Source organism: Nocardioides gansuensis, assembly GCF_003076135.1.
Classification (GTDB): domain Bacteria; phylum Actinomycetota; class Actinomycetes; order Propionibacteriales; family Nocardioidaceae; genus Nocardioides; species Nocardioides gansuensis.
The window spans coordinates 439,899-464,427 of the sequence record NZ_QDGZ01000004.1; the positions used below are offsets into that span (position 1 = coordinate 439,899).

Genomic DNA, 24,529 nt, shown 5'->3' on the forward strand with positions numbered 1-24,529 from the left:
GCCTACACTCACGGCTGCACACCCCACGACGAGGAGACCCGTGGCAGTCCAGCCCATCCGCCTGTTCGGCGACCCGATCCTGCGCCGCCGCGCGATCGAGGTCGACCACTTCGACAAGGAGCTGCGCACCCTGGTGCGCGACCTCACCGACACGATGCTCGACGCGCCGGGCGCCGGCCTCGCGGCGCCGCAGATCGGCGTCGGGCTCCGGGTCTTCACCTGGCACGTCGACGACCAGGTGGGCCACCTGGTCAACCCGGTGCTCGAGCTGTCCGAGGAGACCCAGGACGGCCCGGAGGGCTGCCTCTCCCTGCCGGAGCTCACCTACGACTGCCTCCGCGCGATGTCCGTGGTCGCCACCGGCTTCGACATGTACGGCGAGCCGGTGCGCATCGAGGGCAGCGAGCTGCTCGCCCGGGCGCTCCAGCACGAGACCGACCACCTCGACGGCATCCTCTTCATCGACAAGCTCGACCCGGAGGCCAGGAAGGCCGCCATGAAGGAGATCCGCGAGGCCGAGTGGTTCGGCCTGGAGCAGCCGGCCGTGAAGGTGAGCCCGCACCCGACCAACGGGTTCGGCTTCTGATGCGCGTGGTCTTCGCCGGCACCCCCGAGGTCGCCGTGCCGGCCATGGACGCGATCGCCGACAGCCGGCACGAGCTCGTCGGCGTCCTCACCCGGCCCGACGCGCCGGCCGGCCGCGGCCGCAAGCTGGTCGCGAGCCCGGTCGCCCAGCGGGCCGAGGAGCTGGGCGTCCCGGTGCTCAAGCCGGACCACCCGAGGGACGAGTCGTTCCAGCAGGCCCTGCGTGAGCTGCGTCCCGACGCCTGCCCCGTCGTCGCCTACGGCGCGTTGCTGCCGCAGAGCGCGCTCGACATCCCGACGTACGGCTGGGTCAACCTGCACTTCTCGGTGCTGCCGGCGTGGCGAGGGGCCGCCCCGGTGCAGCACTCGATCTGGGCGGGCGACGAGGTGACAGGGGCGACCACCTTCCGGATCGTCAAGGAGCTCGACGCCGGACCGACGTTCGGGGTGATGACCGAGCGGATCCGTCCCGACGACACCGCCGGCGACCTCCTCGGCCGCCTGGCCGAAGGCGGCGCCGGCCTGCTGGTCGCGACCCTCGACGGCATCGAGGACGGCTCGCTGGAAGCCCGCGAGCAGCCCGAGGACGGGGTCAGCTTCGCGCCCAAGATCCTGGTCGAGGACGCCCGCATCGACTGGGCGCGCCCGGCGGTCGCGATCGACCGGCAGATGCGGGCGTGCTCACCGTTCCCCGGCGCCTGGTCGACGCACGAGGGCGAGCGGATCAAGATCGGCCCGGTGAGGCCCGTCGACCGTGATCCCCTGGCGCCGGGCGAGCTCGAGATCACCAAGAGCGCTGTCTTCGTCGGCACGGCCACCACCCCGGTGCAGCTCGGCGAGGTCAAGGCCTTCGGGAAGAAGCAGATGGCCGCGGCCGACTGGGCCCGGGGCGTGCGGCTGGAGTCCGGCGCCCGCTTCGAGTGACCGTCGCGGGGATGAGCCGCAGCGGCACGACCGCGTATGGTCGTCGCCCATGACCACGACGAAGCTGAAGCGCACGCTGGCCGCCGCCTTCGCCCTGATGGGTGCCTCCGCCCTGGTGACCTCCGCCCCAGCGTCCGCCGACCACGCCGGCTACGAGCCCGGCCCGGAGCACGCCGCCACGACCTACGGCTGGTGGCACAAGGGCGTCGTCTGGCGGGAGGAGTTCGAGGTGCCCTACTCCGGTGCCCGGGGCCCGCAGTGGGTCGCCCAGGGCAACGGCGAGGTGGTCCACCAGAACGGCATGCTCACCCTCAACACCACCGGGCAGGGCTCGCTCAGCGCCACCCTCGACCGGGCCGGCGCCGACATGGGCCGGTGGGAGACGCGGCTGCGCAGCCGCCGCTACGGCCGCGGTGGCGCCAACTTCGTCGTCAAGACGGAGCTCGTGCCGGCGGGCACCAACGAGCAGCACTGCGGCGCGCAGAACATCGCCCTGCAGTCCTACAAGATCGGGTCCAGCGCGGCGAGGCTCTACGCCCGCAACCTCCCCGACGTCGCCTTCCGCGCCCAGAAGCCCGGCATGGACCTGGGCCGCGACCGCTGGCACACCTACGCCGTGGAGGTCACCCGCGAGCGGATCTCCTGGTTCGTCGACGCGCACGTGGTCTTCACCGAGCGGCGTCCCGAGGCCTTCTCCGGCGTGCCGCTGACCGTGCGGTTCACGATGGAGGCCAAGGAGGGCAGGGCGATGAACGTCAGCCGCATGCAGATGGACTGGGTGCGCCACTGGAGCCTCGAGGCCCCCAACGACCTGCCCGTCGACGCCCCCGCGACCGAGCTCGGTCGCTACGGGAAGGCCTGCTGACCCATGGGCCGACCGGCGCGCCCCTCCGACGTCGACGAGATCTGCGGGTCGCTCCCCGGCACCGAGCTCGGCGTCACCTGGGGCGACCGGCCGACCTGGAAGGTGCCCGCCGGCGACAAGGGCCGCGGCTTCTGCCTCTACCGGGCCCCGCACCGGACGGCGATCGACCCGGAGACGGGGGAGATGTACGACGACCTGGTCGTGATCCGCACGGCGAACGCCGCCGACAAGGCGGCACTCGTCGAGGACGAGGCCACGCCGTTCTTCACCATCGACCACTTCAAGGGGTTCAACGCCGTGCTCGTGCAGCAGTCCAGGCTCGGGGAGATCACCGTCGACGAGCTGCGCGAGGTGCTCACCGACGCGTGGCTCGCCGTGGCGCCCAGGCGGCTGGCGAAGGAGCACTTCCCCGACGTGCGCGGCTCGGATGGCTGAGGGGCGCAGGGGTCCGCGCGTCGACCGGCCCCGCGCCACGGCGTACGACGTGCTGAAGGCCGTGCGTGTCGACGGGGCCTACGCCAACCTCGTGCTGCCCCAGCTGGTGGCCCGCGACCGGCTGGCGGGGCGCGACGCGGCGTTCGCCACCGAGCTCGCGTCGGGCACGATCCGGCGACAGGGCACCTACGACGCGATCATCGACGCCTGCCTCGACAAGCCGCGGCTCGAGGCGAAGGTCAGGGACGCCCTGCGCCTCGGCGTGCACCAGCTGCTCGCGATGCGGGTGCCGGACCACGCGGCGATCAGCACGACGGTCGACCTGGTGCGCGCCCGGATCGGGCCGGGTCCCGCCGGCCTGGTCAACGCCGTGCTGCGCAAGGTCGCGGCCCACGACCTCGACGCCTGGGTGCGCCGGGTGGCCCCCGACCCGTCCGCCGACCCGGTCGGACACGCGGTCGTCGCGCACTCCCACCCGCGCTGGGTCGTCGAGGCGCTCGCCGAGGCCCTGGACGCGCCCGGTGAGCTGGACGCCCTGCTCGCCGCCGACAACGACGCGCCGCGCGTCACCCTGGTGGCCCGGCCCGGCCTGGCCACGGTAGACGAGCTGGTCGCGGCCGGGGGAGTGGCGCGGCGGGACTCGCGCTTCGCCGTGGACCTCCCCGGCGGGGACCCGGCCGGCATCCCGGCCGTCGCAGAGGGACGGGCCGGCGTGCAGGACGCGGGCTCCCAGCAGGTGGCGCTGGCCATGGCCGACGCGCCGCTGGACGGACGGGACGCCCTGTGGCTCGACCTCTGCGCCGGTCCCGGCGGCAAGTCGGCGCTGCTCGCGGCCCTGGCGGCGGAGCGGGGTGCGGCGCTGCTCGCCAACGAGCGCCAGGTGCACCGGGCGTCCCTCGTCGACCGCGGCACCCGGGCCGCGCGCGCCGGGCTCGTCGGCGTGGTGGCCGGCGACGGCACCCGGCCCCCGTGGCGGCCGGGCACGTTCGACCGCGTGCTCGTCGACGCCCCGTGCAGCGGGCTCGGCGCCCTGCGTCGCCGCCCCGAGGCACGCTGGCGTCGGGAGCCCGGCGACCTCGAGGCCCTCGTCCCGCTGCAGCGCGCGCTGCTCGGCTCGGCGCTCGCGTCGGTGCGCCCCGGCGGGGTGGTCGTCTACGCCACCTGCTCGCCCGTCGTGGCCGAGACGCGTGACGTGGTCGCCGACGCGCTGGCCGCGCGCGACGACGTACGGCTCGAGGACCAGTGGCAGCTGTGGCCGCACCGCGACGGCACCGACGCGATGTACGCCGCGACGCTGCGCCGGCAGTAGGTCCCGAGCCTGCCGGCCGGCCTCAGTCGTCGGCCAGGTGCCGGAGGTAGGCCTGCGGCGCCTCCAGGAAGTGCCGCCAGTGCCAGACGAGCTCCAGGTCCTCCCACTCGACGTCGCGCAGCCCCCACTCGCCTACCTCGAGGATGCGCGCGCCGGGCAACGCGGCCAGGACGGGGGAGTGTGTCGCGCAGAGCACCTGCCCGCCCTGGGCGGCGACGCGCTGCAGCACGCCGATCAGCGCCAGCGTGGACTGGAAGGACAACGCGGCCTCCGGCTCGTCGAGGACGTAGAGCCCGCCGGAGCGGAAGCGGGTCTCCAGGACCGCCAGGAAGGACTCGCCGTGGCTCAGCTCGTGGAAGCTGGGGTCGGGGTTGCGGGGATTGGGGTGCTGCTCGATGTAGGAGTACCAGCCGTGCATGGTCTCCGCGCGCAGGAAGAAGCCCCACTTGCTGGCACCGGCGCCGCGCTCGAGCCGCAGGGCATCGCCCAGCGGTGACTCGGTCTGCCGGGGTCGAGTGCCGGCTGTGCGTCGACCCGCCCTCGGGCGAGAGGCCGAACGCGAGGGCCACGGCCTCGACGAGCGTGGACTTACCCGAGCCGTTCTCGCCGACCACGAAGGTCACGCCGGGGCCGAGGTCGAGGCCGTCCTCGGCGAGCTCGGCCACCGCGGGGATGGTCATCGGCCATGCGCCGGGACTCAGCTCGCTGTCCGGGCGGACCTCGAGACGTCTCACCGGCGGGTGGTCGAGGCGCATGGCGCGACCCTAGGTCACGATCCTGCTGCGTGCGGGCGCGAACTGCCCCTCCATTGGCGATGGACGTCGCTTGGTCCGCCATGGAGGATGGACGGCAGCATCCAGGGGGAGAGGGAGCCCGTGCGCAGTCTGGTGGCAGCGGCCGTGGCCGCAGCGTTGGTGGTGGCGACGCCGGTGGCGTCGCGTGCCGACAGCGTCCAGGTGCTGCAGGGACCCGGGGTGACGGCCAACGCGTGGCTCACCTACGTGCCGTGCGACTCGTTCTTCGGCGCCTCTTCGGCGCCGCAGGTCCGCATCAACCTCGGCCCCGGCGCAGCGCCCCTGGGCCGCCGCAGCGTCGGCCTGGTGCCCCCTGCCAGCGGGACGGCGTCGGGGCCGGTGGTGCGGATGGACTCCGTGGCCACCCAGTCCGCGGCCGTCGCGGTGCACGCGACCGGCGGCACCGCCGGCGCGGCGTACGTCTGGCTCTCCTCGCCCGACGCCCCCCTCGGCCACGCCTGGGCGGGCCGTGCCGACGTGCCGGTCGGGGTCGGCGCCTGGCAGACGGTCGATGCCCACGCCCTCACCTTCCGCTGGCAGCTGCATGACCTGCTGACCGGGCGACCGGTCGCGGACGCCGGGGCGGCGACGATCGGCGGGTTCACCGCCGCGCACGGGGACGGTCCGGGCTTCGTGGTGCTCGGCTTCGGCTGTGACGGCCGGTCGTTCAACCTCGACGCGGTGCGCGCCGCCGGCACCACCCTCGACTACGAGGGCATCGACCTGACGACGACCATCGGTGCCCCCGCGACGAGCGTGGCGGCCGGCGCCCGGGCCGTGGTGACCGGCGTGGTGCGCAGCGCCTCCGGACGCGTCACCGGTGATCCGCTGGTGCTGCAGGAGCGCAGGCCCGGTGCCGCGACCTGGCGCGACGTCAGCAGGCCGACCCTGAGCGACCCCGACGGCGTCTCGCGCGTGGAGGTCGTGGTCGAGGAGACGACGGAATACCGGTGGTTCCGCCCCGAGGGGCAGTACGCCGACGCCGGGTGGTCGGACTCCCTCGTGATCGAGGCACGGAGCGCCCAGCCGTCACCCTCGCCGACGCAGCTGTCGACCCCCACGCAGACGGAGAAGCCGAGCCCCACGCCGACGGAGAAGCCGAGCCCGACACCGACGGAGGAGCCGAGCCCGACACCGACGGAGGAACCGACTCCAACCCAGGCCGCCACTCCCACGTCGACCGAGACAGCGACGCCTGCGCCCACCACGACCGAGACAGCGACGCGGACAGCCACGCCGACGCCCACCCCGACCGAGACAGCGACGCCCGCCCCGACCCCGGAGCCGACGACCGCACCGGTTCCGGCACCCGAGTCGCCCAGCACCGAGCCCAGCGGGACGCCGACGCCGTAGGGTCGCTCCATGCCGTCCGCGAAGTCGCCGAGCGTGGAGATCGAGGTCGACGACAAGGTCGTCCGCGTCTCCAACCCCGATCGGGTCTACTTCCCCGCGAGTGGAGCGACCAAGCTCGACCTGGTCGACTACTACCTCGCCGTCGGCGACGGCATCGTCAACGCGCTCTACGAGCGACCGTGCATGCTGCACCGCTTCCCCAAGGGGCTCGCGGGCGACAAGGTGCACCAGAAGCGGCTCCCGGCCGGCGCCCCGCCCTGGGTCGAGACCGTGCGTCTGCATTTCCCGCGGTGGAACCGCACGGCCGACGAGCTGTGCGTCACCGAGCTGGCCAGCGTCATCTGGGCCGTGCAGATGTCCACCGTCGAGTTCCACCCATGGAACAGCCGCCGTGCCGACACCGAGAAGCCCGACGAGTGGCGCATCGACCTCGACCCCGGCCCGGACTGCGAGTGGGAGACGGTCCAGCAGGTCGCCCACGTCGCGCACGAGGTGCTCGACGAGCTCGGCGCCACCGGCTTCCCCAAGACCAGTGGCGGCCACGGGCTGCACGTCTACGTCCGGATCAAGCCCGACCACGGCTTCCAGGACGTACGCCGGGGTGCCCTGGCGTTCGCGCGCGAGGTGGAGCGGCGCTCGGGAGGCGACGTGACGACCGCGTGGTGGCGCAAGGACCGGGACCCCGCCCAGCTCTTCGTGGACTACAACCAGAACGCCCGCGACCACACGATCGCCGCCGCCTACTCCGTCCGCGGGGTGCCCAACGCCCAGGTGAGCGCGCCGATCAGGTGGGACGAGATCGACGACTGCGACCCGGCCGACTTCACGATCCACACGATGCCCGCGCGGTTCGCGGAGCTCGGCGACCTCCATGCCGGCATCGACGACGCGGTCTTCGACTTCCGCCCACTGCTGGAGTGGGCCGACCGTGACGAGGCCGAGGGCAAGGCGGTCCCGCCGGAGTCCGACGAGTGAGTCCGGTGGGGTCCTGACGATGGTGACCCGGGCGAGCCGGCTCGTGCTGCTCAACGGCATGCCCGGGATCGGGAAGTCCACGCTGGCTGCCCGCTACGTCGCCGACCATCCCGGTGTCCTGCTCCTCGACGTCGACCACGTCCGCCGGATGATCGGAGGGGACCTCGCCGACAACGCAGAGCCCGCCCGGCACCTGGCCCTCGCCATGGCACGGGCCCACCTGGAGGTCGGGCAGGACGTGGTCGTGCCACAGCTCGTGGCGCGCCTCGACCAGGTGGAGCGGTTCGAGCAGGTGGCGCGCGAGGCCGGCGCGACCGTCGTACACGTCCTCCTGCTCGACGAGGGCGACCGCGACGAGGACCGGTTCTACCGTCGCGAGGGCGACGACGCCTGGCACGAGGACGTGCGACGCCTGGTCGCGCGGGAGGGCGGCCGGGCGCGGCTGGCCGCCTATGAGGAGGGGCTACGGGAGGTGGCCGCGGCGCGGCCCCACCTCGAGGTGCTGCACACCCGGGAGGGCGAGGCCGACGAGTCGTACGCCGACCTGCTGGGGCTGCTGGACCCCGACTGACGTACGCAGGCAGGACCGCCGATCTCCTGACGCTGCCGACCCTCACGCACAGCGACTCCACAGGAAGCCCACATCGACTCCTCATCCGGGGCGCCTAGGTTCGAGGCATGACCGCTCTGCGCACCGACCACGTCGCCGTCGTCGTCAACACCGGCTCCCGGCGGGGTGCCGATGCGCTGGCCGAGGTGACCGCACGGCTGCACGAGGTGACCGGCCGCCTCGACGTGCTGTCCGTGCCGGCCGGCGGAGACGTCGGCGGCGCCCTGGCGAGTGCGGCGGCCGAGGGACCTGACCTGCTGGTCGTCGGCGGGGGAGACGGCACCGTGGGCTGTGCTGCCGGACTGGTCGCCGGCAGCGGGACGGTGCTGGGCGTCCTGCCCCTGGGCACCGCCAACGACTTCGCCCGCACGCTCCAGATCCCCTTCGCGCTCGACGCCGCCGTGTCGACCCTCACGCACGGCAAGGTGGTGGACATCGACCTCGGTCGCGTCGAGGGCTGGCCGTTCCTCAACGTCGCGTCGGTGGGTCTCTCGGTCGGCGTGACCCAGCACCTCTCCCCGCGGCTCAAGCGGAGGCTCGGCCCGGCCGCCTACCCTGCGGCCGCCCTCGCGGCGTACCGGCACCACCGTCCCTTCGCCGCCCGGCTCGAGTTCCCCGACGGCGATCAGCAGCCCCTCGAGGTCGAGGACCTGCTCCAGATCTCGATCGGGAACGGGCGCCACTTCGGGGGCGGCAACACCGTCTCCCCCACCGCGTCCCTCGACGACCACCTCCTCGACGTGCATGCCGTCGTGCGCGGTCGCCTCCGCGACCACGTCTCGATCGCCCGGCTGCTGCGCACCGGCCACCTCGTCGAGCACGACCTGGTCCACCACGTGACGACGCAACGCCTGCGCCTCGTCACCGACGAGCCGATGCGGGTGAACCTCGACGGCGAGGTGGTGACGACGACGCCCGCGGAGTTCACCCTCGAGCGCAACACCGTGCACGTCGTGGTGCCCGTCCACAGCACCGCCGCACAGTGGGACGGCGCTGGTCACTAGGATCCCGCCCGTGGGCATTCAGATCACGCCGAGCATCCTCAACGCCGACTTCGCCAGACTGGGCGAGGAGGTGGCCCGCATCGGCAGCGCCGACTGGGTGCACGTCGACGTGATGGACAACCACTTCGTGCCCAACCTGACGTTCGGGCCGGCGATGGTCGAGGCGCTCAGCAAGGCGACCGACATCCCGCTCGATGCGCACCTGATGATCGAGGACGCCGACCGCAACGCGTCGGCGTACGCCGAGGCAGGCGCCGGGAGCGTCACCTTCCACGTCGAGGCGACCCAGGCCCCGATCCGCCTGGCTCGTGAGATCCGCGCGCAGGGCGCGCGCGCCTCGATGGCGCTCAAGCCGGCGACCCCGATCGAGCCCTACGAGGCGCTGCTGCCCGAGCTCGACATGCTGCTGATCATGACGGTGGAGCCTGGCTTCGGGGGGCAGAAGTTCCTCGACCTGTGCCTGCCGAAGATCCGCACCGCGCGCGAGCTGATGCGCAAGCACGGGGTCGAGACCTGGCTGCAGGTCGACGGGGGAGTCTCCCTGGAGACGATCGAGCGCTGCGCCGAGGCGGGAGCCGACGTGTTCGTCGCGGGCTCGGCGGTCTACTCCGCCGACGACCCGGACGCCATGGTGCGCGAGCTCAAGGCGAAGGCGGAGGCCGCGGCGCAATGACCAGGCGGGCACGCGTCGAGGACGTCCACGAGACGGCCCTGGCGATGCCCCACGTCGTCGTCGAGCGAGCCGCCGGCGGCCGGCCGGTCTACCAGGTGGGCAGGAAGTCCTTCGTGTTCTTCCGCGGGCCGCGGCCCGACGCGGTCGATCCGGATACCGGCGAGCGGCTCGAGGACGTCATCGTGCTCTGGGTCGCCGACGAGGGCGACAAGCAGGCGCTGCTCCAGGACGAGCGGCTGCCCTTCTTCACCACGCCGCACTTCGATGGCCACCCGTCGGTGCTGGTCCGCGAGTCCCGGCTCGGCGAGATCGATCGCGACGAGCTCGTCGAGCTCGTGCAGGAGGCCTGGCTGTCCCAGGCGTCCGCCCGGCGCGGGCGGGAGTGGCTCGCCGCGCACCGAGGCTCGGAGGGACAACCCAACTGATCCGCCGACCGGGTGGACCTGGTGTCGCCAGGTGACGTCGGGTCCGCCCGGTCACCGGGCCGGGATCTCGCGGAACGTCTGCGCATGGTCGGAGGCAGGAACTGCGCGTACGACGACCAGTCGTCGCCGTGTCGCTCAGCCAGAGCCCGTGGTGGTCAGCAGCACGAGCGCGGCGGGTCTCAAGCCGGGGTGACTCCCCATGAGTTGCCGAGACCGACGTCACCGTGGACGCGCCGGGCGGGAATGCCGCCGGATGTGGCAGGGTTGTCCCCGCAAGAGCCAGCATTGGCTCGCGTGCTCTGGGGGCGGTGAAACTCCGCACCGGCGGTGAAAGTCCGCGACCCGGCCACAGCCAGTGGCCGGTTGACCAGGTGGAACTCCTGGACCGACGGTCAAAGTCCGGATGAGAAGACGCACGCAGCACCGCAGGACAGCACGTGGCCCGTCGGGGTCCGCGCCCTGTGAGTGCCGACGCCCCGGAGTCCGCGACCACGGACCCGGAGGCGAGATGACGACCAGCGAGGCAGAGCAGCGCGCGATGCGCCGCGCGCTCCAGCTCGCGGCGACCCCCGGCGTCCCCCACGGCCCCAACCCGCGCGTGGGCTGCGTCCTGCTCGCCGACGACGGCACCGAGGTCGCGGAAGGCTTCCACCGCGGCGCCGGCACGCCGCACGCCGAGGCCGCCGCACTGGCCGAGGCGGGAGAGTCCGCGCGCGGCACCACCGCCGTCGTCACCCTCGAGCCCTGCAACCACACCGGCCGGACCGGGCCCTGCGCCGAGGCGCTGATCGCCGCAGGCATACGCCGGGTGGTCCACGCGGCGTCCGACCAGAGCTCGGTCGCCACAGGCGGCGCCGACCGGCTGCGCGCGGCCGGCATCGAGGTCGAGGGCGGACTGATGGCCGACGACGCCCGCGCGCTGAACCGGGCCTGGACGTTCGCGGTCGAGCACGGCCGGCCCTACGTCACGTGGAAGTTCGCGACCACGCTCGACGGGCGCAGCGCCGCGGCAGACGGCACCAGCCGCTGGGTCTCGAGCCGAGCCGCCCGGCTGGACACCCACCGGCTCCGGGCCGAGTGCGACACCATGCTCGTCGGCGCCAACACGGTCGTCGTCGACGACCCCGAGCTGACCGTGCGCGACGAGGTGGACGAGCCCGTCGCCCGCCAGCCGCTGCGCGCCGTGATGGGCCTGCGCGACCTGCCCGCGGACAGGCGGGTGCTCAACGACCGCGCCGAGACGGTCCAGCTGCGCACCCGCGACCCCCGCGAGGCACTGGAGCTGCTGCACCAACGAGGGAGGCAGCACGTGTTTCTCGAGGGCGGCCCGACCCTGGCAGCGGCCTTCCTGGAGGCCGGCCTGGTCGACGAGGTCGTCTGCTACGTCGCGCCCATGCTGCTCGGCGCCGGCACCAGCGCGGTCGCCGACCTCGGCATCACCACCATCGCCGAGGCCCTCCGCCTGCACGTGGACGACGTGCACGTCCTGCAGGGGCACGACGGCGAGGACACCAACGTCCGGCTCACCATGAGGAGGCACTGATGTTCACCGGCATCGTCGAGGAGCTCGGCACGGTCGCGGCCGTGGAGGAGCAGGGCGACGCGATCAGGCTCACGATCGAGGCAGCAACCGTGCTCGAGGGCACCGGGCTGGGTGACTCCATCGCGGTCAACGGCTGCTGCCTCACGGTGGTCTCGACGGACGGCGGCAGGTGGACCGCCGACGTCATGCAGGAGACCCTCGACAAGACCTCGCTCGCCGGCGTCGCGCCGGGGGAGAGGGTCAACCTCGAGCGCGCCGTCACCGTCGACAAGCGGCTCGGCGGCCACCTCGTGCAGGGCCACGTCGACGGGGTCGGCGAGGTGCTCCGCCGCACTCCCAGCGAGCACTGGGAGGTCGTCGAGATCTCGCTCCCGCAGCACCTGTCCCGCTACCTCGTCGACAAGGGCTCCATCACCGTGGACGGCGTCTCGCTGACCGTGGTGGAGGCCGGCCCCGACAGCTTCACCGTCAGCCTCATCCCCGAGACCCTCGCCCGCACCACGCTGGGCACCCGCCAGGTCGGCGCACGGGTCAACCTCGAGGCCGACGTCATCGCCAAGCACGTCGAGAAGCTGCTCGCGAGCGGCTACCTCGACCGGTTCACCGAGAACGCGAAGGACGACGCATGACCCTCCTCGACTGGCTCCTGCACGGAGTCATCCCCGTGGGCGACACCGGCCTGCACGTGCGCGAGGTGGTGGGCAACCTCTTCGGCCTCGCGAGCGCCGTCCTCGGCATGCGCCGCCTGGTCTGGGCGTGGCCCGTCGGGCTCGTCGGCAACGCGCTGCTCTTCACCGTCTTCGCGACCGGCGCGCTCAGCGGCGCGGACAGCGAGCCGCTGTGGGGCCAGGCCGGCCGCCAGGTGTTCTTCGCCGCGATGGCGCTCTACGGCTGGTGGCGCTGGACGGCCGAGAAGCGCGCCGGCGGTGCCGCCGACGGGGGAGCGATCACTCCGCGCTGGGCCTCGTGGCCGGAGCGGGCCCAGCTGCTCGCACTCGGTGTCGGCGGCTACGCCGCGGCGTACCTCCTGCTCCTCCTGATCGGCTCCTGGGGCCCCGTGACCGAGGCCTGGATCCTCGCCGGCTCGATGCTCGCGACCTACGGCATGGCGCGCGGCTGGGTGGAGTTCTGGATCGTGTGGCTGCTCGTCGACGTGGTCGGCGTGACCACGCTGGTGCAGGCGGGCTACTACCCGACGGCGGCGATGTACGTCGTCTACGCGGGGTTCGTGGTCGTGGGGCTCTTCGTCTGGCGCGAGGCGTCGGCGGCGCCGCAGGCCATGGACCCGACCCTCGAGGAGGTTGGCGCATGAGCGACAAGATCAGGCTCGACCCCGTCGAGCGGGCGATCGAGGACATCGCCGCGGGCAAGGCGGTCGTGGTCGTCGACGACGAGGACCGCGAGAACGAGGGCGACATCATCTTCGCTGCCGCCAAGGCGACGCCGGAGCTGATGGCCTTCACGATCCGCCACTCCAGCGGCGTGATCTGCGTGCCGATGCCCGCGGACATGCTGGACCGGCTCGAGATCCCGCTGATGACGCCGCACAACAAGGACAAGCTGCGCACGGCGTACACGATCTCGGTCGACGCCCGCGACGGCGTGAGCACTGGCATCAGCGCGGCCGACCGCGCCCACACCGCGCGCGTGCTCGCCGACAGTGCCACCGAGCCGTGGGAGCTGACCCGCCCGGGCCACGTCTTCCCGCTGCGCTACCGGGAGGGCGGCGTGCTGGTGCGCCGCGGCCATACCGAGGCCGCAGTCGACCTGGCCAAGCTGGCCGGGCTCACCCCGGCGGGTGTGCTGGTCGAGGTCGTCAACGACGACGGCACGATGAAGCGCGGCCCCGAGCTGCGGGAGTTCGCCGACGAGCACGGCCTCGCCATGATCTCCATCGACGACCTGGTGCGCTACCGCCGTCGCCACGAGCTGCACGTCGAGCGGGTCGCCGAGACCCGCCTGCCGACCGCGCACGGCGAGTTCACGGCGTACGGCTACCGGATCACCATCGACGACAGCGAGCACCTCGCGCTGGTCCACGGCGACATCTCCGATGCTGGCCGAGCGGGGTCGCGACCCGTGCTCACCCGCGTGCACTCCGAGTGCCTGACCGGCGATGTGTTCGGCAGCCACCGCTGCGACTGCGGGCCCCAGCTGCACGAGGCGATGGCCCGGATCGTCGAGGAGGGCAGGGGAGTGGTGGTCTACCTGCGCGGTCACGAGGGCCGGGGCATCGGCCTGGTCGCCAAGCTGCAGGCCTACGAGCTGCAGGACGGCGGCCGTGACACGGTCGACGCCAACCTCGACCTCGGCCTGCCGGCGGACGCGCGGCACTACGGCACCGCGACGCAGATCCTGCGCGACCTCGGGATCGAGAGCGTGCGGCTGCTGACCAACAACCCGAAGAAGACCGCCAGCCTGGAGGACTTCGGCATCCACGTCGCCGAGCGGGTCGGCCTGACGACACAGACCAACGAGCACAACATCGACTACCTGCGCACCAAGCGCGACCGGATGGGCCACGTCCTCCCGGACCTGACCTCGGCCACGGTCGTCGAGACCACGGAGGAGCTGCACCAGTGAGCGGACACGGAGCCCCCGACCAGCAGCCGATGGACTGCAGCGACCTGCGGGTCGCCGTCGTCGCCGCGAGCTGGCACACCCAGGTGATGGACGGCCTGCTCGCCGGCGCGCAGCGCGCGCTCGACGCCCACCAGGTCACCGACGCCACCGTCGTGCGCGTGCCGGGCACCTTCGAGCTGCCCGTCGTCGCGCAGGCCGTGGCCGGCCAGGGGTACGACGCGCTGGTGGCGCTCGGCGTCGTGATCCGTGGCGGCACGCCACACTTCGAGTACGTCTGCTCGGCCGCGACCGACGGCCTCACCCGGGTCGCGCTCGACCACACGGTGCCCGTCGGCTTCGGCGTGCTCACCTGCGACACCGAGCAGCAGGCCCTCGACCGGGCCGGCCTCGAGGGGTCGAGCGAGGACAAGGGCTGGGAGGCGACGGCAGCCGCGCTGGCGACTGCGCGCACCCTCACCGACCTGCGCGCCTAGCCGGCCAGCCCGCGGACGACCAGCGTTCGGCATCTCGGTGCCGCGCGTTCAACGCCCGCTGCTGGGATGCCGCACATGACTGACTCGAGGCGTCCAGAGGCAACCCGGCGACAGGTGATCAAGGCGGGCGGCGCGGCCGCCGGGCTCGCGGTGGCCGGCTCGCTCCTTCCCCCGTCGGTCCACCGGGCGATGGCGGCGCCGATGCGAGCGGGCGGCCTCGACGCGATCGAGCACGTCATCCTGCTGATGCAGGAGAACCGCTCCTTCGATCACTACTACGGCAAACTGCGCGGCGTCCGTGGGTACGGCGACCGTACGCCGCTGCGGCGCCGGGCCGGCAGCGACGTGATGCACCAGCCGGGCGGTCCAGCGGGCCAGGTGTTGCCCTTCTCGGTGCGCGAGGCGGCGGCCGCCGCGGGCCGGCCCACGACCGACATCCAGTACCTCGGCGATCTCCCGCACGGCTTCAGCGATGCCACCCGCGCCTGGGCGGACGGCTGGTGGGACGCCTGGGTGCCGGCGAAGGGCACGGCCACGATGACCTACTACGACCGCACCGACGTGCCGCTGCAGTACGAGCTCGCGGAGACATTCACCACCCTCGACGCCTACCACTGCTCGGTCTTCGGCTCGACCAACCCCAACCGCAACTACTTCTGGAGCGGCACGACCGGCTACGAGCCCGACGGCGTCCGCCGCGCGGTGACCAACGCCGCCTACAGCTACTCACACGGCGGTTACGACTGGACGACGTACCCCGAGCGCCTCGAGCGGACCGGGGTGTCATGGCAGATCTATCAGGAGTGGGACAACTTCACCGATAACGCCGTGGAGTACTTCCTCCCGTTCAAGCGGATCGGCACCAAGATGCTGGCCCACGTGGACGGGACCTACCGCACGACAGAGGAGTTCTACGACTCGCTGCACGCGAAGCCGGCCGCCGAGCAGGACCGGCTGCTGGCGCAGCTCGAGGTGGGGCGCGCCGCGCTCACCGCCGAGGAGCGGTCCCTCTTCGACAAGGCGATGTACCGCAGCCGGCCCGGCACGCTACTCACGCGCGTCCGTGACGACATCGCCGCCGGCACCCTCCCGAGGGTCACCTGGCTGGTGCCAACCGCGGCGCTGTCCGAGCACCCCGGCGCCTCGACCCCGGTCGGTTCGGCCAATCTGATCTACGACCTCCTCGACATCGTCGCCTCCGATCTCGACACCTGGTCCAGGACGGCGATCATGATCAACTTCGACGAGAACGACGGCTTCTTCGACCACGTGCCGCCGCCCATCGCCCCCCGCCCCGCCTCCGGCAACGGCGACGACTGGTACGCCGGCCAGCCGATCGGCCTCGGGCCCCGGGTGCCGATGACGATCGTGTCGCCGTGGACGATCGGCGGTCACGTCGAATCCGCGGTCGCCGACCACACCTCGACGCTCCGTTTCCTGGAGAGGTGGACCGGTGTCGCCGAGCCCAACATCTCCGCGTGGCGTCGCGCCGTCTGCTCGGACCTCACCTCGGCGTTCGACTTCACCCGCGCGGGCAGCCCGCCGAGCCTCACCCAGCCCGACGCCGTCCCGGCTCCGGTCGCCCGGTGGCGGCCGGTGCCTCCGGCCGACCAGGAGCTGCCCGAGCAGGAGGCCGGCCGCAGCGGATCGCGCCGGCTGGCCTACGGGCCGACTGCCTCGGCCGGGCTGGCCGGCGGGGTCCTGCGGCTCCGGCTCGGCAACGCCGGGTCAGAGGCTCTGGCCGCCCACGTCTACGGCTTCGCCGGCGAGCTGCCACGGGTCGAGCATCTCCTGGTGCCGGCCTGGGGACAGCAGGAGCTGGCCGTGATTCCCGCCGGAGGCCGCTGGGACCTCGTGGTCCAGGGGCCCAACCAGTACTGGTACGAGGCGTCCGGGACCCTCACCGGGGCTGCCGCGGGCGTTGACGTGCGGCAGTCCACCCGCGCCCGTCGCTCCAGCCTCGAGCTGGCACTCACCAACGACGGCAGCGCACCGGTCACCCTGACCGTGCGTCCGCTGGCCTACGTGGGTTCCGCCGTGAAGGTGAAGCTCGCCCCCGGGGCGAGTCGGGAGATCGCGTGGGGGACCGACCGGGGTTGGTACGACCTCGAGGTCGTCGCCGCAGAGGACGAGACCTTCCGGCGTCGCGTGACGGGCAGGGTGGAGACCGCGTCGCAGGGCGTCACCGCCTGAGACACGGTCGGGCGCTGCGCGTGAGACCTGCGCCGGACCGGAGCGCGCCGGGGCTTAGGGTTGTCACCCGTGAAGACGTTCGAGGAGCTCTGGGCCGAGCTCAACCAGAAGGCCCAGACCCGACCCGAGGGATCCGGCACCGTGCAGCAGCTCGACGCCGGCGTCCATGCGATCGGCAAGAAGCTGGTCGAGGAGGCCGCCGAGTCCTGGATGGCCGCCGAGCACGAGGGCAAGGACGCCGCAGCGCTCGAGATCAGCCAGCTGCTCTACCACGCCCAGGTGCTCATGATCGCGACCGGGCTGACCCTCGACGACGTCTACGCACACCTGTGAGGCCCTGATGACAAGCGCATCCCTCGGCGGCAACGGCAACGGCAACGGCAGCGACCTGCTCCGGATCGCCGTCCCCAACAAGGGCGCCCTCTCCCAGGCCGCGTCCGACATCCTCCGGGAGTCGGGCTACCGGCAGCGCCACGACTCCAAGGAGCTCGCGCTCATCGACGCCGACAACGGCGTGGAGTTCTTCTACCTCCGGCCCCGCGACATCGCGCTCTACGTCGGCGAGGGCACCCTCGACGTCGGCATCACCGGCCGCGACCTGCTGCTCGACTCGGGCGCGAAGGCCGAGGAGGTGATGAGCCTCGGCTTCGGCCGCTCCCGCTTCCACTTCGCGGGCCCCGCTGGTCGCTACACGCGGCTCGAGGACCTGAACGGCCTGCGCATCGCCACGTCGTACGTCGGGGTCGTGCAGTCCTTCCTGCAGGACCGCGGCATCGACGCGACGGTGACCCGCCTCGACGGCGCGGTCGAGACCAGCATCCAGCTCGGCGTCGCCGACGTGATCGCCGACGTCGTCGAGACCGGCTCCACGCTCAAGGCGGCCGGGCTGGCGACCTTCGGCGAGGTGATCCTCGAGTCCGAGGCCGTGCTCATCACCCGCGGCGGCGACGTCCCGCCCGGCTTCGAGGTCTTCAAGCGCCGCGTCGACGGCGTCCTGGTGGCTCGCAGCTACGTGATGATGGACTACGACATCCCCCGGGACCGGGTCGAGGCCGCGGTCGCGGTGACCCCCGGGCTCGAGGGCCCGACGATCTCGCCGCTCGGCCGCGAGGGCTGGGTGGCCGTCCGGGTGATGGTGCCGCGCGCGGGCGCCCAGCGCCTGATGGACGAGCTGTACGACGTGGGCGCGCGGGCGATCCTGCTCACGGACATCCATGCCTGCCGGCTCTGACGCACCGCCGCTGCCGCACACCTGGCGTCCGCTCGGCGTGCGGCTGGCGATGCTGTTCTTCGGCGGCCTGCTGCTGCTCCTGTGCGCCTTCGCCTGGTTCGGCTTCGACGCCGAGACCCGCGCCCGGTTCACGCTCTTGCAGCGCACGACGCTGGTCGCCCTGGCGCTGCTCGCCGGGTCGGCGTGCTACGCCCTCGTGCGCTCACGGGTGACGGCGAGCGAGGCGGGGCTGACGGTCGTCAACGGCTACCGCCGCCGCGACTACGAGTGGGCGGAGGTCGTCGCCATCCACCTGCCGCAGGGCGCGCCGTGGGCGACGCTCGACCTGGCCGACGGCACGACCGCCGCCGTCATGGCGCTGCAGGGCTCCGACGGCAACCGCGCGCGCACCGCCGTACGGCAGCTGCGCTCGCTCATCGACCGGCCCGGCTGAGGTGGGCGGTCGCTGATGTTCTTCTCGGTGTCATGATCACGTCACGCGTGACCGAGAGGGTCGGGCCATGAGACTCGCACCCACCCTCGCCCTCGCGCTCGTGGCGCCGATCGCCGCCGTCGCCCCGGCCACCGCCGGGTCACAGGTCGACCCCGAGGGAGCCACCCTGTCCGCCTGGTCGGTGCTGCCGGCCGAGACCTACGTCCCCGGCAGCGAGACCAGCGGCCACTGGACGACTGGCAACGCGGCCGTCCCTGCGCCCTACCCGGGCCAGCCGGTGCAGGGCTTCTCGGGCACCCACGCGCTCGCCGACGGCAGCCTCGTGGTGCTCTCCGACAACGGGTTCGGTGCCAAGGCCATCAGCGCCGACTTCCTGCTCTCGGTCCACCGGATCACGCCGGAGACCGACGACGCGGACGGTGCCGGCGAGACGTCGTACGACGAGACCCTCTTCACCTTCAGCGACCCCGACCGGCTGGTCCCGTGGACCACCTGGCGCGACGGCGGCTGTGCAGCCGCCGCCTCGGCCGGCACCCTGCCCGCCGGCTACACCTGCCCGGCGCCGGACCGGAAGCTCACCGGCTGGGACTTCGACCCGGAGTCGATCCAGCGTGCCGCCGACGGCACGTGGTGGGTCGGCGAGGAGTTCGGCCCGTTCCTGCTGCACCTCTCGTCCGACGGCGCGCTGCTCGAGCCGCCGATCCCGACGCCCGGCGTGAAGAGCCTGTCCAACCCGACGCTCGCGGCCGGTGAGACCGCCAACCTGGCCAACTCGAAGGGCTACGAGGGCCTCGCGGTCACGCCCGACGGCCGGACGCTGCACCCGATGCTCGAGGGCGCGATCGCCGAGGACAAGGCCGCCGGGCTGGATGCCGACCTGCGGATCTACACCGTCCGCGACGGAGCCTTCCAGGACGGCTTCCTGCGCTACCGGATGCAGAGCGAGCAGCACGCCCTGGGCGACTTCATCATGGTCAACCGCCACGAGGCGCTGGTGATCGAGCGGGACAACCTCCAGGGCGACGCCGCGCGGTTCAAGCGGATCTACCTGGCCGACCTGCGCGACCGGGACGGTGACGGCTATGTCTCCAAGCGACTGCTCGTCGACCTGATGGACGTCGCCAACCCCGAGGGCCTCGGCGGCTTCGGCGACCCGTTCACGTTCCCGTTCTGGACGATCGAGGACGTGGAGATCCTCGATCGCCGCACGATCGCGGTGATGAACGACAACAACTTCCCCGCGACGGGCGGCCGGTCGGCGACCGTGCCGGACCCGAACGAGTACGTCGTGATCACCCTGGCCGAGCCGCTCAAGGTCGACCGGCGACTGCTGCCACTTCGGACTGACGAGCCCTAGTCGACCGCGCGGATCCCCCAGGAGACGGACAGTTCGTCACCCTCCTGCCCCGCGGGCGCGAGGGTGACGAGGTCCTGGCCGGAGTTGAACGCGTCGGCCGGCGCTGTCATCGGCTCGATCGCCAGTGACCGCCGAGCCGTGGGGGTGGCGTCGGCGCTGAAGGCCAGCAGCCAGCGCACGTGCGAGTCGGCCCACAGGGCGACCCCCAGGCCGGTGGCGGGATCGCTGAGCACCGCGGTCGCGATGCCCTCGTCGTCGCGGTCCAGGTCGGTGTAGGCGTTGTCGAAGACGGTCGAGCCGATCACCCGCGACTTGCGGAAGTCGTGGTCGGTGCCGGTGATGTCGTCCACCGACACCGGCAACAGCCGCTCGTCGTTGGTCATCCGCCGCGAGGCCGGAAGGGTCAGCTCGAGGTGGTCGATCCCCTCGCCGACGCAGAGATAGGGGTGGGCGCCGCAGGCGTACGGCGCGGGCTCGCCGGCCATGTTCGTGGCGGTCTGGGTCACCTGCAGCCCCTCGGCGGAGAGGTCGTAGAGCACGTGCAGGTCCACCAGCCAGGGGTAGCCCGTCTGGGCCATCAGCCGGTAGACCAGCGACACCGAGTTGGACGTGTGCTCCTCGAGGGTCCACGCCACCCAGCGCGCCAGGCCGTGCGAGGCGTTGTGGCGCGACGGCTCGGTGAGGGGGAGCTGGTGCTCCCGGCCGCCGAAGGAGTACTTGCCGTCGCGGATGCGGTTGGGCCACGGCATCAGCAGCTGCCCCCGGCCCCCGGATGCCATCTCGTCGGGTCCGAAGCCGTCGACGAGGGGCCGCCCGGCGTACTCCAGCACGCGCAGCGCCGCCCCGCTCTCCGTCACGACGGCGCGGTAGCCGCCGCCTTCGATCTCGTACTGCTCCCCGCTCGGTGCCAGCATGGGCCAACCCTAGGTGGTGAGCACCACGTCGGCGTGCTCGCGCGTGCGGAGCCGGGCGTGCAGCTCATCCTCGTCCTGCCGCCACTGCAGCCAGTGGCCGCGCATCTGCTCGCCGTCGCGTTCGAGGCCCCGGTCCAGCCGGACGTCCGGGTCCGCCTCGACCCAGGCCAGGCACCCGACGAGGGCCGAGTAGGCCGGCGCCCACGACCCGACGCCCTCCACCACCAGCAGTCCGCCCGGCGCGACCTCGTGGGTCTCGGCCCAGGCCGAGGCGTGCCAGTCCCAGCGCCGCCACCGGCCGGTCCGGCCCTCCGCGAGCGGCACGAGGAGGGCCTCGATGGTGGCGGCCAGCCCGGGGAGGCCGGGCCAGCCCTCCAGCAGCTCGTCGGTGTGTACGACGACCGCGTCCGGCGCCAGGGCTGCGACCGCAGCCGCGAGCGTCGTCTTGCCGGAGCCGGCCGGACCGTCCACGCAGACCAGGCGGCCGGTGCCGAGGGTCGGCGGTCGCGACCGGACGAACGCGACGACCTCACGGGCGGCCTCGGTGGCCCGATCGTGCTGGGCCGCGCTGCTCATCCGAAGGCCAGTCCTTCGCCGCGGTAGGTCGGCACGGTGTCGACGATCTCCTCGCCCGAGACGAGGTGCACCTCGTTGCCGTGCTCGAAGAGCTCGCCCGACTTCGCGTGGCGGAACCAGACCAGGTCACCCACGGCCAGCATGGCCGCGGGATGGCCGGTGAGGGGCGTCTGCACCTCACCGGCTCCCTCGAGGCTCGTCAGGTGGAGCCCTGGAGGCGCCCACGGCGTGGGCAGCCGGTCGGGTCCGGCGGCACCCGAGGCGACGAAGCCGCCGCCGTGGACGTTCGCGAGCGCGGGGGAGGGCCGCCGGGTGACGCGCAGGCCGTAGAAGGCGGCAGGCCGCGGGCTGAACGAGGTGTAGTGGTCGAAGAGCGCCGGGCACAGCAGGCCGGACCCCGCGGCGATCTCGGTGACGCTGGGGTCGGCGGCGGTCTCCGCGACCGAGCCAGACCCACCGCCGTTGAAGAACTCGATCTTCGCCACGTCCCGCAGTGCGTCGATGACCTCGCGGCGGCGGGCCTCCACCTGTGCCAGGGACGCCTGCTTGAGCCGGCGCACCAGCAGCGACTTCGTCCGCTGGCCCGGCACCTCGTCGGGGACGCCGGCGACCTGGCCCTCGTAGGACATCAGGCCGACGAGCTCGAAGCCCGGCCGGGCCGCCACGGTCTCGGCGAGTGCCCGCACCTCCCGGGCGTCGTACAGCGGGGAGCGCTTGGGGCCGACGTGCTGGCCGCCCATCCGCAGGCCGGCGTCGACGTCGATCGCGACCCGCACCGGCACCGCCCGCGAGGCGCGCACCGAGTCGACGACGTCGAGGTGGGCGACGTCGTCGATCATGAGCGTGATCCCGGCAGCCTCCGACGGCGACATCACCAGCTCCCGGAGCGCGCCCCGGTCGACGGTCGGGTAGGCCACGACGACGTCGTCGCTGATGCCGTGCTCGTGCAGCCAGATCGCCTCGCGCAGGGTGTAGGCGAGCACGCCCGAGAAGCCGTCGCGGGCGAGCGCCCGGGAGACCAGCGCCGGGACCCGCAGCGACTTCGAGGCCACCCGGACGGGCTTGCCGCTCGCGCGTCGCACCAGGTCGTCCGCGTTGGCGTCGAAGGCGTCGACGTCGACCACGAGCACCGGGCTGGGCAGGAAGTCGCGTCCCTCGACGGCGGCGCGCAGTCGCGCCCAGAGCCGGTTGCGGTCGACGAAGTCGTGACCCGTCACTCGGTCGTGCTCACTCAATGCCGCGGCGCTTCAGGATCGCCTCGACGTCGCTCAGGTCGTCGTCGATGACCGGGCGGCCGGGCTGCGCGCTCGCGGCTGCGCCCAGCTGAGGGTCTCGCCGCTCGGCCACCGGGCGAGCCTGGGCGCTCCTCGAGCCGCGCGCGAGCTGCCGGTCGCGCAGGATGCCGGAGACCAGGAACAGCAGCAGCGACGTGCCGGCCAGGCCGACGCCGGTCCACACGAACGGGTTGAACACCAGGCCCGTCGCCCAGTCGGTCACCGAGCCGGCGATCTCGGTGAACATCTCCAGCGTCCCGGTCAGCCAGGCAGCGGCGGGCAGCAGCGTGAACCCGAGGGCACGCAGCCCGTTGGCCGCGCCGCGGCGCCGGAAGGCCACCCACGTCCAGATCACGCCGACCACGGTCAGGGCCAGGGCGAGGGCGCCCCACGTCACCTCAGTCATGTCCCTCAGGTTGTCACAGGCCACCGCATCCGTGGCTCGCCGGCGCGTGGGACGATGACGCCGTGAGTGCAGAGCGGCGGATCCTGGAGTCCTCCTTTCCGGACGACGACGGCTCGGCCGACCCGGCCGTGGCGGCCGCGCTCGCGGCGTACGCCCGCGGTGGGGCCTATGTCGACGCGCTGATGGCGCTGCGCTCCTCCCGCCTGCTCGTCCCCGTGGTCGCCCTGCTCGGCGAGGTGGAGTACGACGAGCAGGGGCTGGCGCACGACAAGACCAGCGACATGGCCGCGGTGCTGCTCCAGGGCGCCGACGGCCGGCTCGCGCTGCTCGCGTTCACCTCCACCGACGCGCTCGCGGCCTGGAACCCGGAGGCCCGGCCGGTCGCCGTGCCGGCGCGGGTCGCCGCCCAGTCGGCCATCCAGGACGACGCGGCGGCGCTGGTGATCGACGTCGCCGGCCCGGCCACCTTCGTGGTGGAGGGGGACGACCTCACCGGCCTGGCCGCCGGCTGGCAGCTGGCCCGCGCGGGGGAGCGGAGCGCCTGGATTCGCGTCTCAGGGGAATGATCCCCTAGGCTTGGGCGTTGACCGATCAGTCCCGAGAGGGACCGATCTTCCAAGCGGAGGCTCGGACACCACGCGTCTCCCACCCGCATCGACCGCCGATCCCCGGATCAACGCACCACAGGTCGTCGGGTCCGGTCCATGAGGACGTGTTCCCCTGTCCGGGGAGGCGCGTGCTGACTGGCTTCCGCTTGGGACAAGTGGGAGCCATCGTGCATTTCAGGTGATGGCACTCCCGCGAAGACCACCCAAGAGGGCCATTCCACCACTGGAGGACACATCAGCACCGAGCTGCGCATCAACGAGCGGATCCGGGTTCCCGAGGTCCGGCTCGTCGGACCCAACGGCGAGACGGTCGGCATCGTGCCGACCGACCAGGCGTTGAAGCTTGCCCAGGAGGCCGACCTCGACCTCGTCGAGATCGCCCCGCAGGGACGGCCGCCAGTCTGCAAGCTCATGGACTACGGCAAGTTCAAGTACGAGAACGCGCAGAAGGCCCGCGAGGCCCGGCGCAACCAGACGAACGTGATCATCAAGGAGATGAAGCTTCGTCCCAAGATCGACGCGCACGACTACGAGACGAAGAAGGGCCACGTCGTCCGGTTCCTCAAGGCCGGCGACAAGGTGAAGATCACGATCATGTTCCGTGGTCGTGAGCAGCACCGCCCGGAGCTGGGCTTCCGCCTGCTCCAGCGCCTCGCCGAGGACGTGCAGGAGCTGGGCTTCGTCGAGTCCGCTCCCAAGCAGGACGGCCGCAACATGATCATGGTGCTGGGGCCGCACAAGAAGAAGGCGGACGCCAAGGTCGACGCCCAGGCCGCCAAGGAGAGCAGGGCCGCCGAGCGTGCCGCTGCCGAGGCCGAGGAGCGCGCCGAGCGCGAGGCGGCGCACGCCGCCGGGCCGGTCGCGGCCAAGAAGGAGCGCGGCCGCTCCGAGAACCTCGATCCCGAGATCGAGGCGTGACGACGTCACGACTCGATCGAGCAACGATCGCGTGACGACGTCACGACTCGATCGAGCAATCGATCCAC

General features: G+C 72.7%; 28 protein-coding genes, 1 pseudogene and 1 riboswitch. Of the genes and pseudogenes, 23 read left to right on the forward strand and 6 right to left on the reverse strand.

The window, feature by feature from the left end; translation table 11 throughout:
- The first annotated feature begins 40 nt into the window (after nt 1-40).
- From def to DDE18_RS11645, 5 genes are read left to right on the forward strand one after another with little or no spacing between them, the layout of a single operon-like run.
- On the forward strand, nt 41-586 hold the full coding sequence (def, locus tag DDE18_RS11625; RefSeq protein ID WP_116572409.1) for a peptide deformylase: 546 nt from the start codon (nt 41-43) through the stop codon (nt 584-586).
- Nucleotides 586-1,509, forward strand: coding sequence for a methionyl-tRNA formyltransferase (gene fmt, locus DDE18_RS11630; RefSeq protein WP_116572410.1), 924 nt, complete (start codon nt 586-588; stop codon nt 1,507-1,509). The genes def and fmt overlap by 1 nt, the downstream gene beginning before the upstream one ends.
- A 49-nt stretch (nt 1,510-1,558) precedes the next feature.
- A complete protein-coding gene (locus DDE18_RS11635; protein ID WP_116572411.1) occupies nt 1,559-2,374 on the forward strand; it encodes a LamG domain-containing protein in 816 nt (271 codons plus the stop codon).
- A gap of 3 nt (nt 2,375-2,377) precedes the next feature.
- Nucleotides 2,378-2,809, forward strand: coding sequence for an MmcQ/YjbR family DNA-binding protein (locus tag DDE18_RS11640; RefSeq protein WP_116572412.1), 432 nt, complete (start codon nt 2,378-2,380; stop codon nt 2,807-2,809).
- Nucleotides 2,802-4,118, forward strand: a complete 1,317-nt coding sequence (locus DDE18_RS11645) for an RsmB/NOP family class I SAM-dependent RNA methyltransferase (protein WP_116572413.1) — start codon at nt 2,802-2,804, stop codon at nt 4,116-4,118. Before DDE18_RS11640 ends, DDE18_RS11645 begins: the two co-directional genes overlap by 8 nt.
- A 22-nt stretch (nt 4,119-4,140) precedes the next feature.
- Here DDE18_RS11645 and DDE18_RS23655 read toward each other — a convergent pair whose 3' ends face one another.
- Both DDE18_RS23655 and DDE18_RS24175 read right to left on the reverse strand, forming a co-directional pair.
- Complete coding sequence (locus DDE18_RS23655) at nt 4,141-4,536, reverse strand: AAA family ATPase (protein ID WP_245916618.1); 396 nt, start codon at nt 4,534-4,536, stop codon at nt 4,141-4,143.
- A 160-nt stretch (nt 4,537-4,696) separates the two neighbouring features.
- Nucleotides 4,697-4,873: pseudogene (locus DDE18_RS24175) on the reverse strand (AAA family ATPase); the annotation flags it as partial.
- 120 nt (nt 4,874-4,993) lie between these two features.
- On the opposite strand from DDE18_RS24175, the gene DDE18_RS11655 reads away from it, so the two are divergent.
- The 16 genes from DDE18_RS11655 (at nt 4,994) to DDE18_RS11730 (ending at nt 19,765) form a co-directional block, all read left to right on the forward strand.
- Nucleotides 4,994-6,265, forward strand: coding sequence for a hypothetical protein (locus DDE18_RS11655; protein WP_133241214.1), 1,272 nt, complete (start codon nt 4,994-4,996; stop codon nt 6,263-6,265).
- A gap of 9 nt (nt 6,266-6,274) precedes the next feature.
- Nucleotides 6,275-7,240: a non-homologous end-joining DNA ligase gene (gene ligD / locus DDE18_RS11660; protein ID WP_116572415.1), complete on the forward strand. Its 966-nt coding sequence runs from the start codon at nt 6,275-6,277 to the stop codon at nt 7,238-7,240.
- Between the two features lie 19 nt (nt 7,241-7,259).
- Nucleotides 7,260-7,811: an AAA family ATPase gene (locus DDE18_RS11665; protein WP_165821129.1), complete on the forward strand. Its 552-nt coding sequence runs from the start codon at nt 7,260-7,262 to the stop codon at nt 7,809-7,811.
- A gap of 107 nt (nt 7,812-7,918) precedes the next feature.
- The gene (locus DDE18_RS11670; protein WP_116572416.1) at nt 7,919-8,854 is read left to right on the forward strand and encodes a lipid kinase; all 936 of its coding nucleotides are present in this window, start codon (nt 7,919-7,921) and stop codon (nt 8,852-8,854) included.
- 10 nt (nt 8,855-8,864) lie between these two features.
- A complete protein-coding gene (gene rpe, locus DDE18_RS11675) occupies nt 8,865-9,527 on the forward strand; it encodes a ribulose-phosphate 3-epimerase (protein ID WP_116572417.1) in 663 nt (220 codons plus the stop codon).
- Complete coding sequence (locus DDE18_RS11680; protein WP_116572418.1) at nt 9,524-9,952, forward strand: MmcQ/YjbR family DNA-binding protein; 429 nt, start codon at nt 9,524-9,526, stop codon at nt 9,950-9,952. The genes rpe and DDE18_RS11680 overlap by 4 nt, the downstream gene beginning before the upstream one ends.
- Before the next feature lie 290 nt (nt 9,953-10,242).
- Nucleotides 10,243-10,373, forward strand: a riboswitch (FMN riboswitch).
- A gap of 87 nt (nt 10,374-10,460) precedes the next feature.
- Nucleotides 10,461-11,495: a bifunctional diaminohydroxyphosphoribosylaminopyrimidine deaminase/5-amino-6-(5-phosphoribosylamino)uracil reductase RibD gene (gene ribD, locus DDE18_RS11685; protein WP_245916619.1), complete on the forward strand. Its 1,035-nt coding sequence runs from the start codon at nt 10,461-10,463 to the stop codon at nt 11,493-11,495.
- Nucleotides 11,495-12,124, forward strand: coding sequence for a riboflavin synthase (locus DDE18_RS11690; RefSeq protein WP_116572419.1), 630 nt, complete (start codon nt 11,495-11,497; stop codon nt 12,122-12,124). Before ribD ends, DDE18_RS11690 begins: the two co-directional genes overlap by 1 nt.
- Nucleotides 12,121-12,807 (forward strand): nicotinamide mononucleotide transporter family protein, encoded by a 687-nt coding sequence (locus DDE18_RS11695; RefSeq protein WP_116572420.1) that lies wholly within the window; start codon nt 12,121-12,123, stop codon nt 12,805-12,807. Before DDE18_RS11690 ends, DDE18_RS11695 begins: the two co-directional genes overlap by 4 nt.
- The gene (locus DDE18_RS11700; RefSeq protein WP_116572421.1) at nt 12,804-14,078 is read left to right on the forward strand and encodes a bifunctional 3,4-dihydroxy-2-butanone-4-phosphate synthase/GTP cyclohydrolase II; all 1,275 of its coding nucleotides are present in this window, start codon (nt 12,804-12,806) and stop codon (nt 14,076-14,078) included. The genes DDE18_RS11695 and DDE18_RS11700 overlap by 4 nt, the downstream gene beginning before the upstream one ends.
- Nucleotides 14,075-14,551, forward strand: a complete 477-nt coding sequence (gene ribH / locus DDE18_RS11705; protein ID WP_116572422.1) for a 6,7-dimethyl-8-ribityllumazine synthase — start codon at nt 14,075-14,077, stop codon at nt 14,549-14,551. The genes DDE18_RS11700 and ribH overlap by 4 nt, the downstream gene beginning before the upstream one ends.
- Nucleotides 14,552-14,626: 75 nt before the next feature.
- Complete coding sequence (locus DDE18_RS11710; RefSeq protein ID WP_170313275.1) at nt 14,627-16,744, forward strand: phosphocholine-specific phospholipase C; 2,118 nt, start codon at nt 14,627-14,629, stop codon at nt 16,742-16,744.
- A 69-nt stretch (nt 16,745-16,813) separates the two neighbouring features.
- Nucleotides 16,814-17,077 (forward strand): phosphoribosyl-ATP diphosphatase, encoded by a 264-nt coding sequence (locus DDE18_RS11715; protein WP_116572424.1) that lies wholly within the window; start codon nt 16,814-16,816, stop codon nt 17,075-17,077.
- 7 nt (nt 17,078-17,084) lie between these two features.
- Nucleotides 17,085-17,975: an ATP phosphoribosyltransferase gene (gene hisG, locus DDE18_RS11720; protein WP_116572425.1), complete on the forward strand. Its 891-nt coding sequence runs from the start codon at nt 17,085-17,087 to the stop codon at nt 17,973-17,975.
- Entirely contained in the window at nt 17,959-18,408 is a 450-nt protein-coding gene (locus DDE18_RS11725) for a PH domain-containing protein (RefSeq protein WP_116572426.1), read from the forward strand. The genes hisG and DDE18_RS11725 overlap by 17 nt, the downstream gene beginning before the upstream one ends.
- A 67-nt stretch (nt 18,409-18,475) precedes the next feature.
- The gene (locus tag DDE18_RS11730) at nt 18,476-19,765 is read left to right on the forward strand and encodes an esterase-like activity of phytase family protein (RefSeq protein WP_116572427.1); all 1,290 of its coding nucleotides are present in this window, start codon (nt 18,476-18,478) and stop codon (nt 19,763-19,765) included.
- Here DDE18_RS11730 and DDE18_RS11735 read toward each other — a convergent pair.
- Genes DDE18_RS11735 through DDE18_RS11750 form a run of 4 tightly spaced genes read right to left on the reverse strand, consistent with a single transcriptional unit; the run spans nt 19,762 to nt 22,935 of the window.
- Nucleotides 19,762-20,679: an aldose 1-epimerase family protein gene (locus DDE18_RS11735; RefSeq protein WP_116572428.1), complete on the reverse strand. Its 918-nt coding sequence runs from the start codon at nt 20,677-20,679 to the stop codon at nt 19,762-19,764. The two genes, DDE18_RS11730 and DDE18_RS11735, sit on opposite strands and share 4 nt — an antisense overlap.
- A 9-nt stretch (nt 20,680-20,688) precedes the next feature.
- A complete protein-coding gene (locus DDE18_RS11740; protein WP_116572429.1) occupies nt 20,689-21,255 on the reverse strand; it encodes a uridine kinase family protein in 567 nt (188 codons plus the stop codon).
- Nucleotides 21,252-22,472: an amino acid deaminase/aldolase gene (locus DDE18_RS11745; protein WP_116572430.1), complete on the reverse strand. Its 1,221-nt coding sequence runs from the start codon at nt 22,470-22,472 to the stop codon at nt 21,252-21,254. The genes DDE18_RS11740 and DDE18_RS11745 overlap by 4 nt, the downstream gene beginning before the upstream one ends.
- Before the next feature lie 10 nt (nt 22,473-22,482).
- Nucleotides 22,483-22,935 carry a cellulose synthase gene (locus DDE18_RS11750; RefSeq protein WP_116572431.1) on the reverse strand — a complete coding sequence of 151 codons (453 nt, stop codon included), beginning with the start codon at nt 22,933-22,935 and terminating at the stop codon, nt 22,483-22,485.
- 62 nt (nt 22,936-22,997) lie between these two features.
- Here DDE18_RS11750 and DDE18_RS11755 point away from each other — a divergent pair, with 62 nt between their 5' ends.
- On the forward strand, nt 22,998-23,501 hold the full coding sequence (locus DDE18_RS11755) for an SseB family protein (RefSeq protein ID WP_116572432.1): 504 nt from the start codon (nt 22,998-23,000) through the stop codon (nt 23,499-23,501).
- Between the two features lie 276 nt (nt 23,502-23,777).
- Nucleotides 23,778-24,461 (forward strand): translation initiation factor IF-3, encoded by a 684-nt coding sequence (gene infC, locus DDE18_RS11760; RefSeq protein ID WP_211754527.1) that lies wholly within the window; start codon nt 23,778-23,780, stop codon nt 24,459-24,461.
- Nucleotides 24,462-24,529 lie beyond the last annotated feature (68 nt).

Coding starts and splice junctions, on each gene's coding strand:
- fmt (WP_116572410.1), top strand. CDS start 586: ATGCGCGTGGTCTTCGCCGGCACCCCCGAGGTCGCCGTGCCGGCCATG.
- DDE18_RS11635 (WP_116572411.1), top strand. CDS start 1,559: ATGACCACGACGAAGCTGAAGCGCACGCTGGCCGCCGCCTTCGCCCTG.
- DDE18_RS11640 (WP_116572412.1), top strand. CDS start 2,378: ATGGGCCGACCGGCGCGCCCCTCCGACGTCGACGAGATCTGCGGGTCG.
- DDE18_RS11645 (WP_116572413.1), top strand. CDS start 2,802: ATGGCTGAGGGGCGCAGGGGTCCGCGCGTCGACCGGCCCCGCGCCACG.
- DDE18_RS23655 (WP_245916618.1), bottom strand. CDS start 4,536: ATGCACGGCTGGTACTCCTACATCGAGCAGCACCCCAATCCCCGCAAC.
- ligD (WP_116572415.1), top strand. CDS start 6,275: ATGCCGTCCGCGAAGTCGCCGAGCGTGGAGATCGAGGTCGACGACAAG.
- DDE18_RS11665 (WP_165821129.1), top strand. CDS start 7,260: ATGGTGACCCGGGCGAGCCGGCTCGTGCTGCTCAACGGCATGCCCGGG.
- DDE18_RS11670 (WP_116572416.1), top strand. CDS start 7,919: ATGACCGCTCTGCGCACCGACCACGTCGCCGTCGTCGTCAACACCGGC.
- DDE18_RS11680 (WP_116572418.1), top strand. CDS start 9,524: ATGACCAGGCGGGCACGCGTCGAGGACGTCCACGAGACGGCCCTGGCG.
- ribD (WP_245916619.1), top strand. CDS start 10,461: ATGACGACCAGCGAGGCAGAGCAGCGCGCGATGCGCCGCGCGCTCCAG.
- DDE18_RS11690 (WP_116572419.1), top strand. CDS start 11,495: ATGTTCACCGGCATCGTCGAGGAGCTCGGCACGGTCGCGGCCGTGGAG.
- DDE18_RS11695 (WP_116572420.1), top strand. CDS start 12,121: ATGACCCTCCTCGACTGGCTCCTGCACGGAGTCATCCCCGTGGGCGAC.
- DDE18_RS11700 (WP_116572421.1), top strand. CDS start 12,804: ATGAGCGACAAGATCAGGCTCGACCCCGTCGAGCGGGCGATCGAGGAC.
- DDE18_RS11710 (WP_170313275.1), top strand. CDS start 14,627: ATGACTGACTCGAGGCGTCCAGAGGCAACCCGGCGACAGGTGATCAAG.
- hisG (WP_116572425.1), top strand. CDS start 17,085: ATGACAAGCGCATCCCTCGGCGGCAACGGCAACGGCAACGGCAGCGAC.
- DDE18_RS11725 (WP_116572426.1), top strand. CDS start 17,959: ATGCCTGCCGGCTCTGACGCACCGCCGCTGCCGCACACCTGGCGTCCG.
- DDE18_RS11730 (WP_116572427.1), top strand. CDS start 18,476: ATGAGACTCGCACCCACCCTCGCCCTCGCGCTCGTGGCGCCGATCGCC.
- DDE18_RS11735 (WP_116572428.1), bottom strand. CDS start 20,679: ATGCTGGCACCGAGCGGGGAGCAGTACGAGATCGAAGGCGGCGGCTAC.
- DDE18_RS11740 (WP_116572429.1), bottom strand. CDS start 21,255: ATGAGCAGCGCGGCCCAGCACGATCGGGCCACCGAGGCCGCCCGTGAG.
- DDE18_RS11750 (WP_116572431.1), bottom strand. CDS start 22,935: ATGACTGAGGTGACGTGGGGCGCCCTCGCCCTGGCCCTGACCGTGGTC.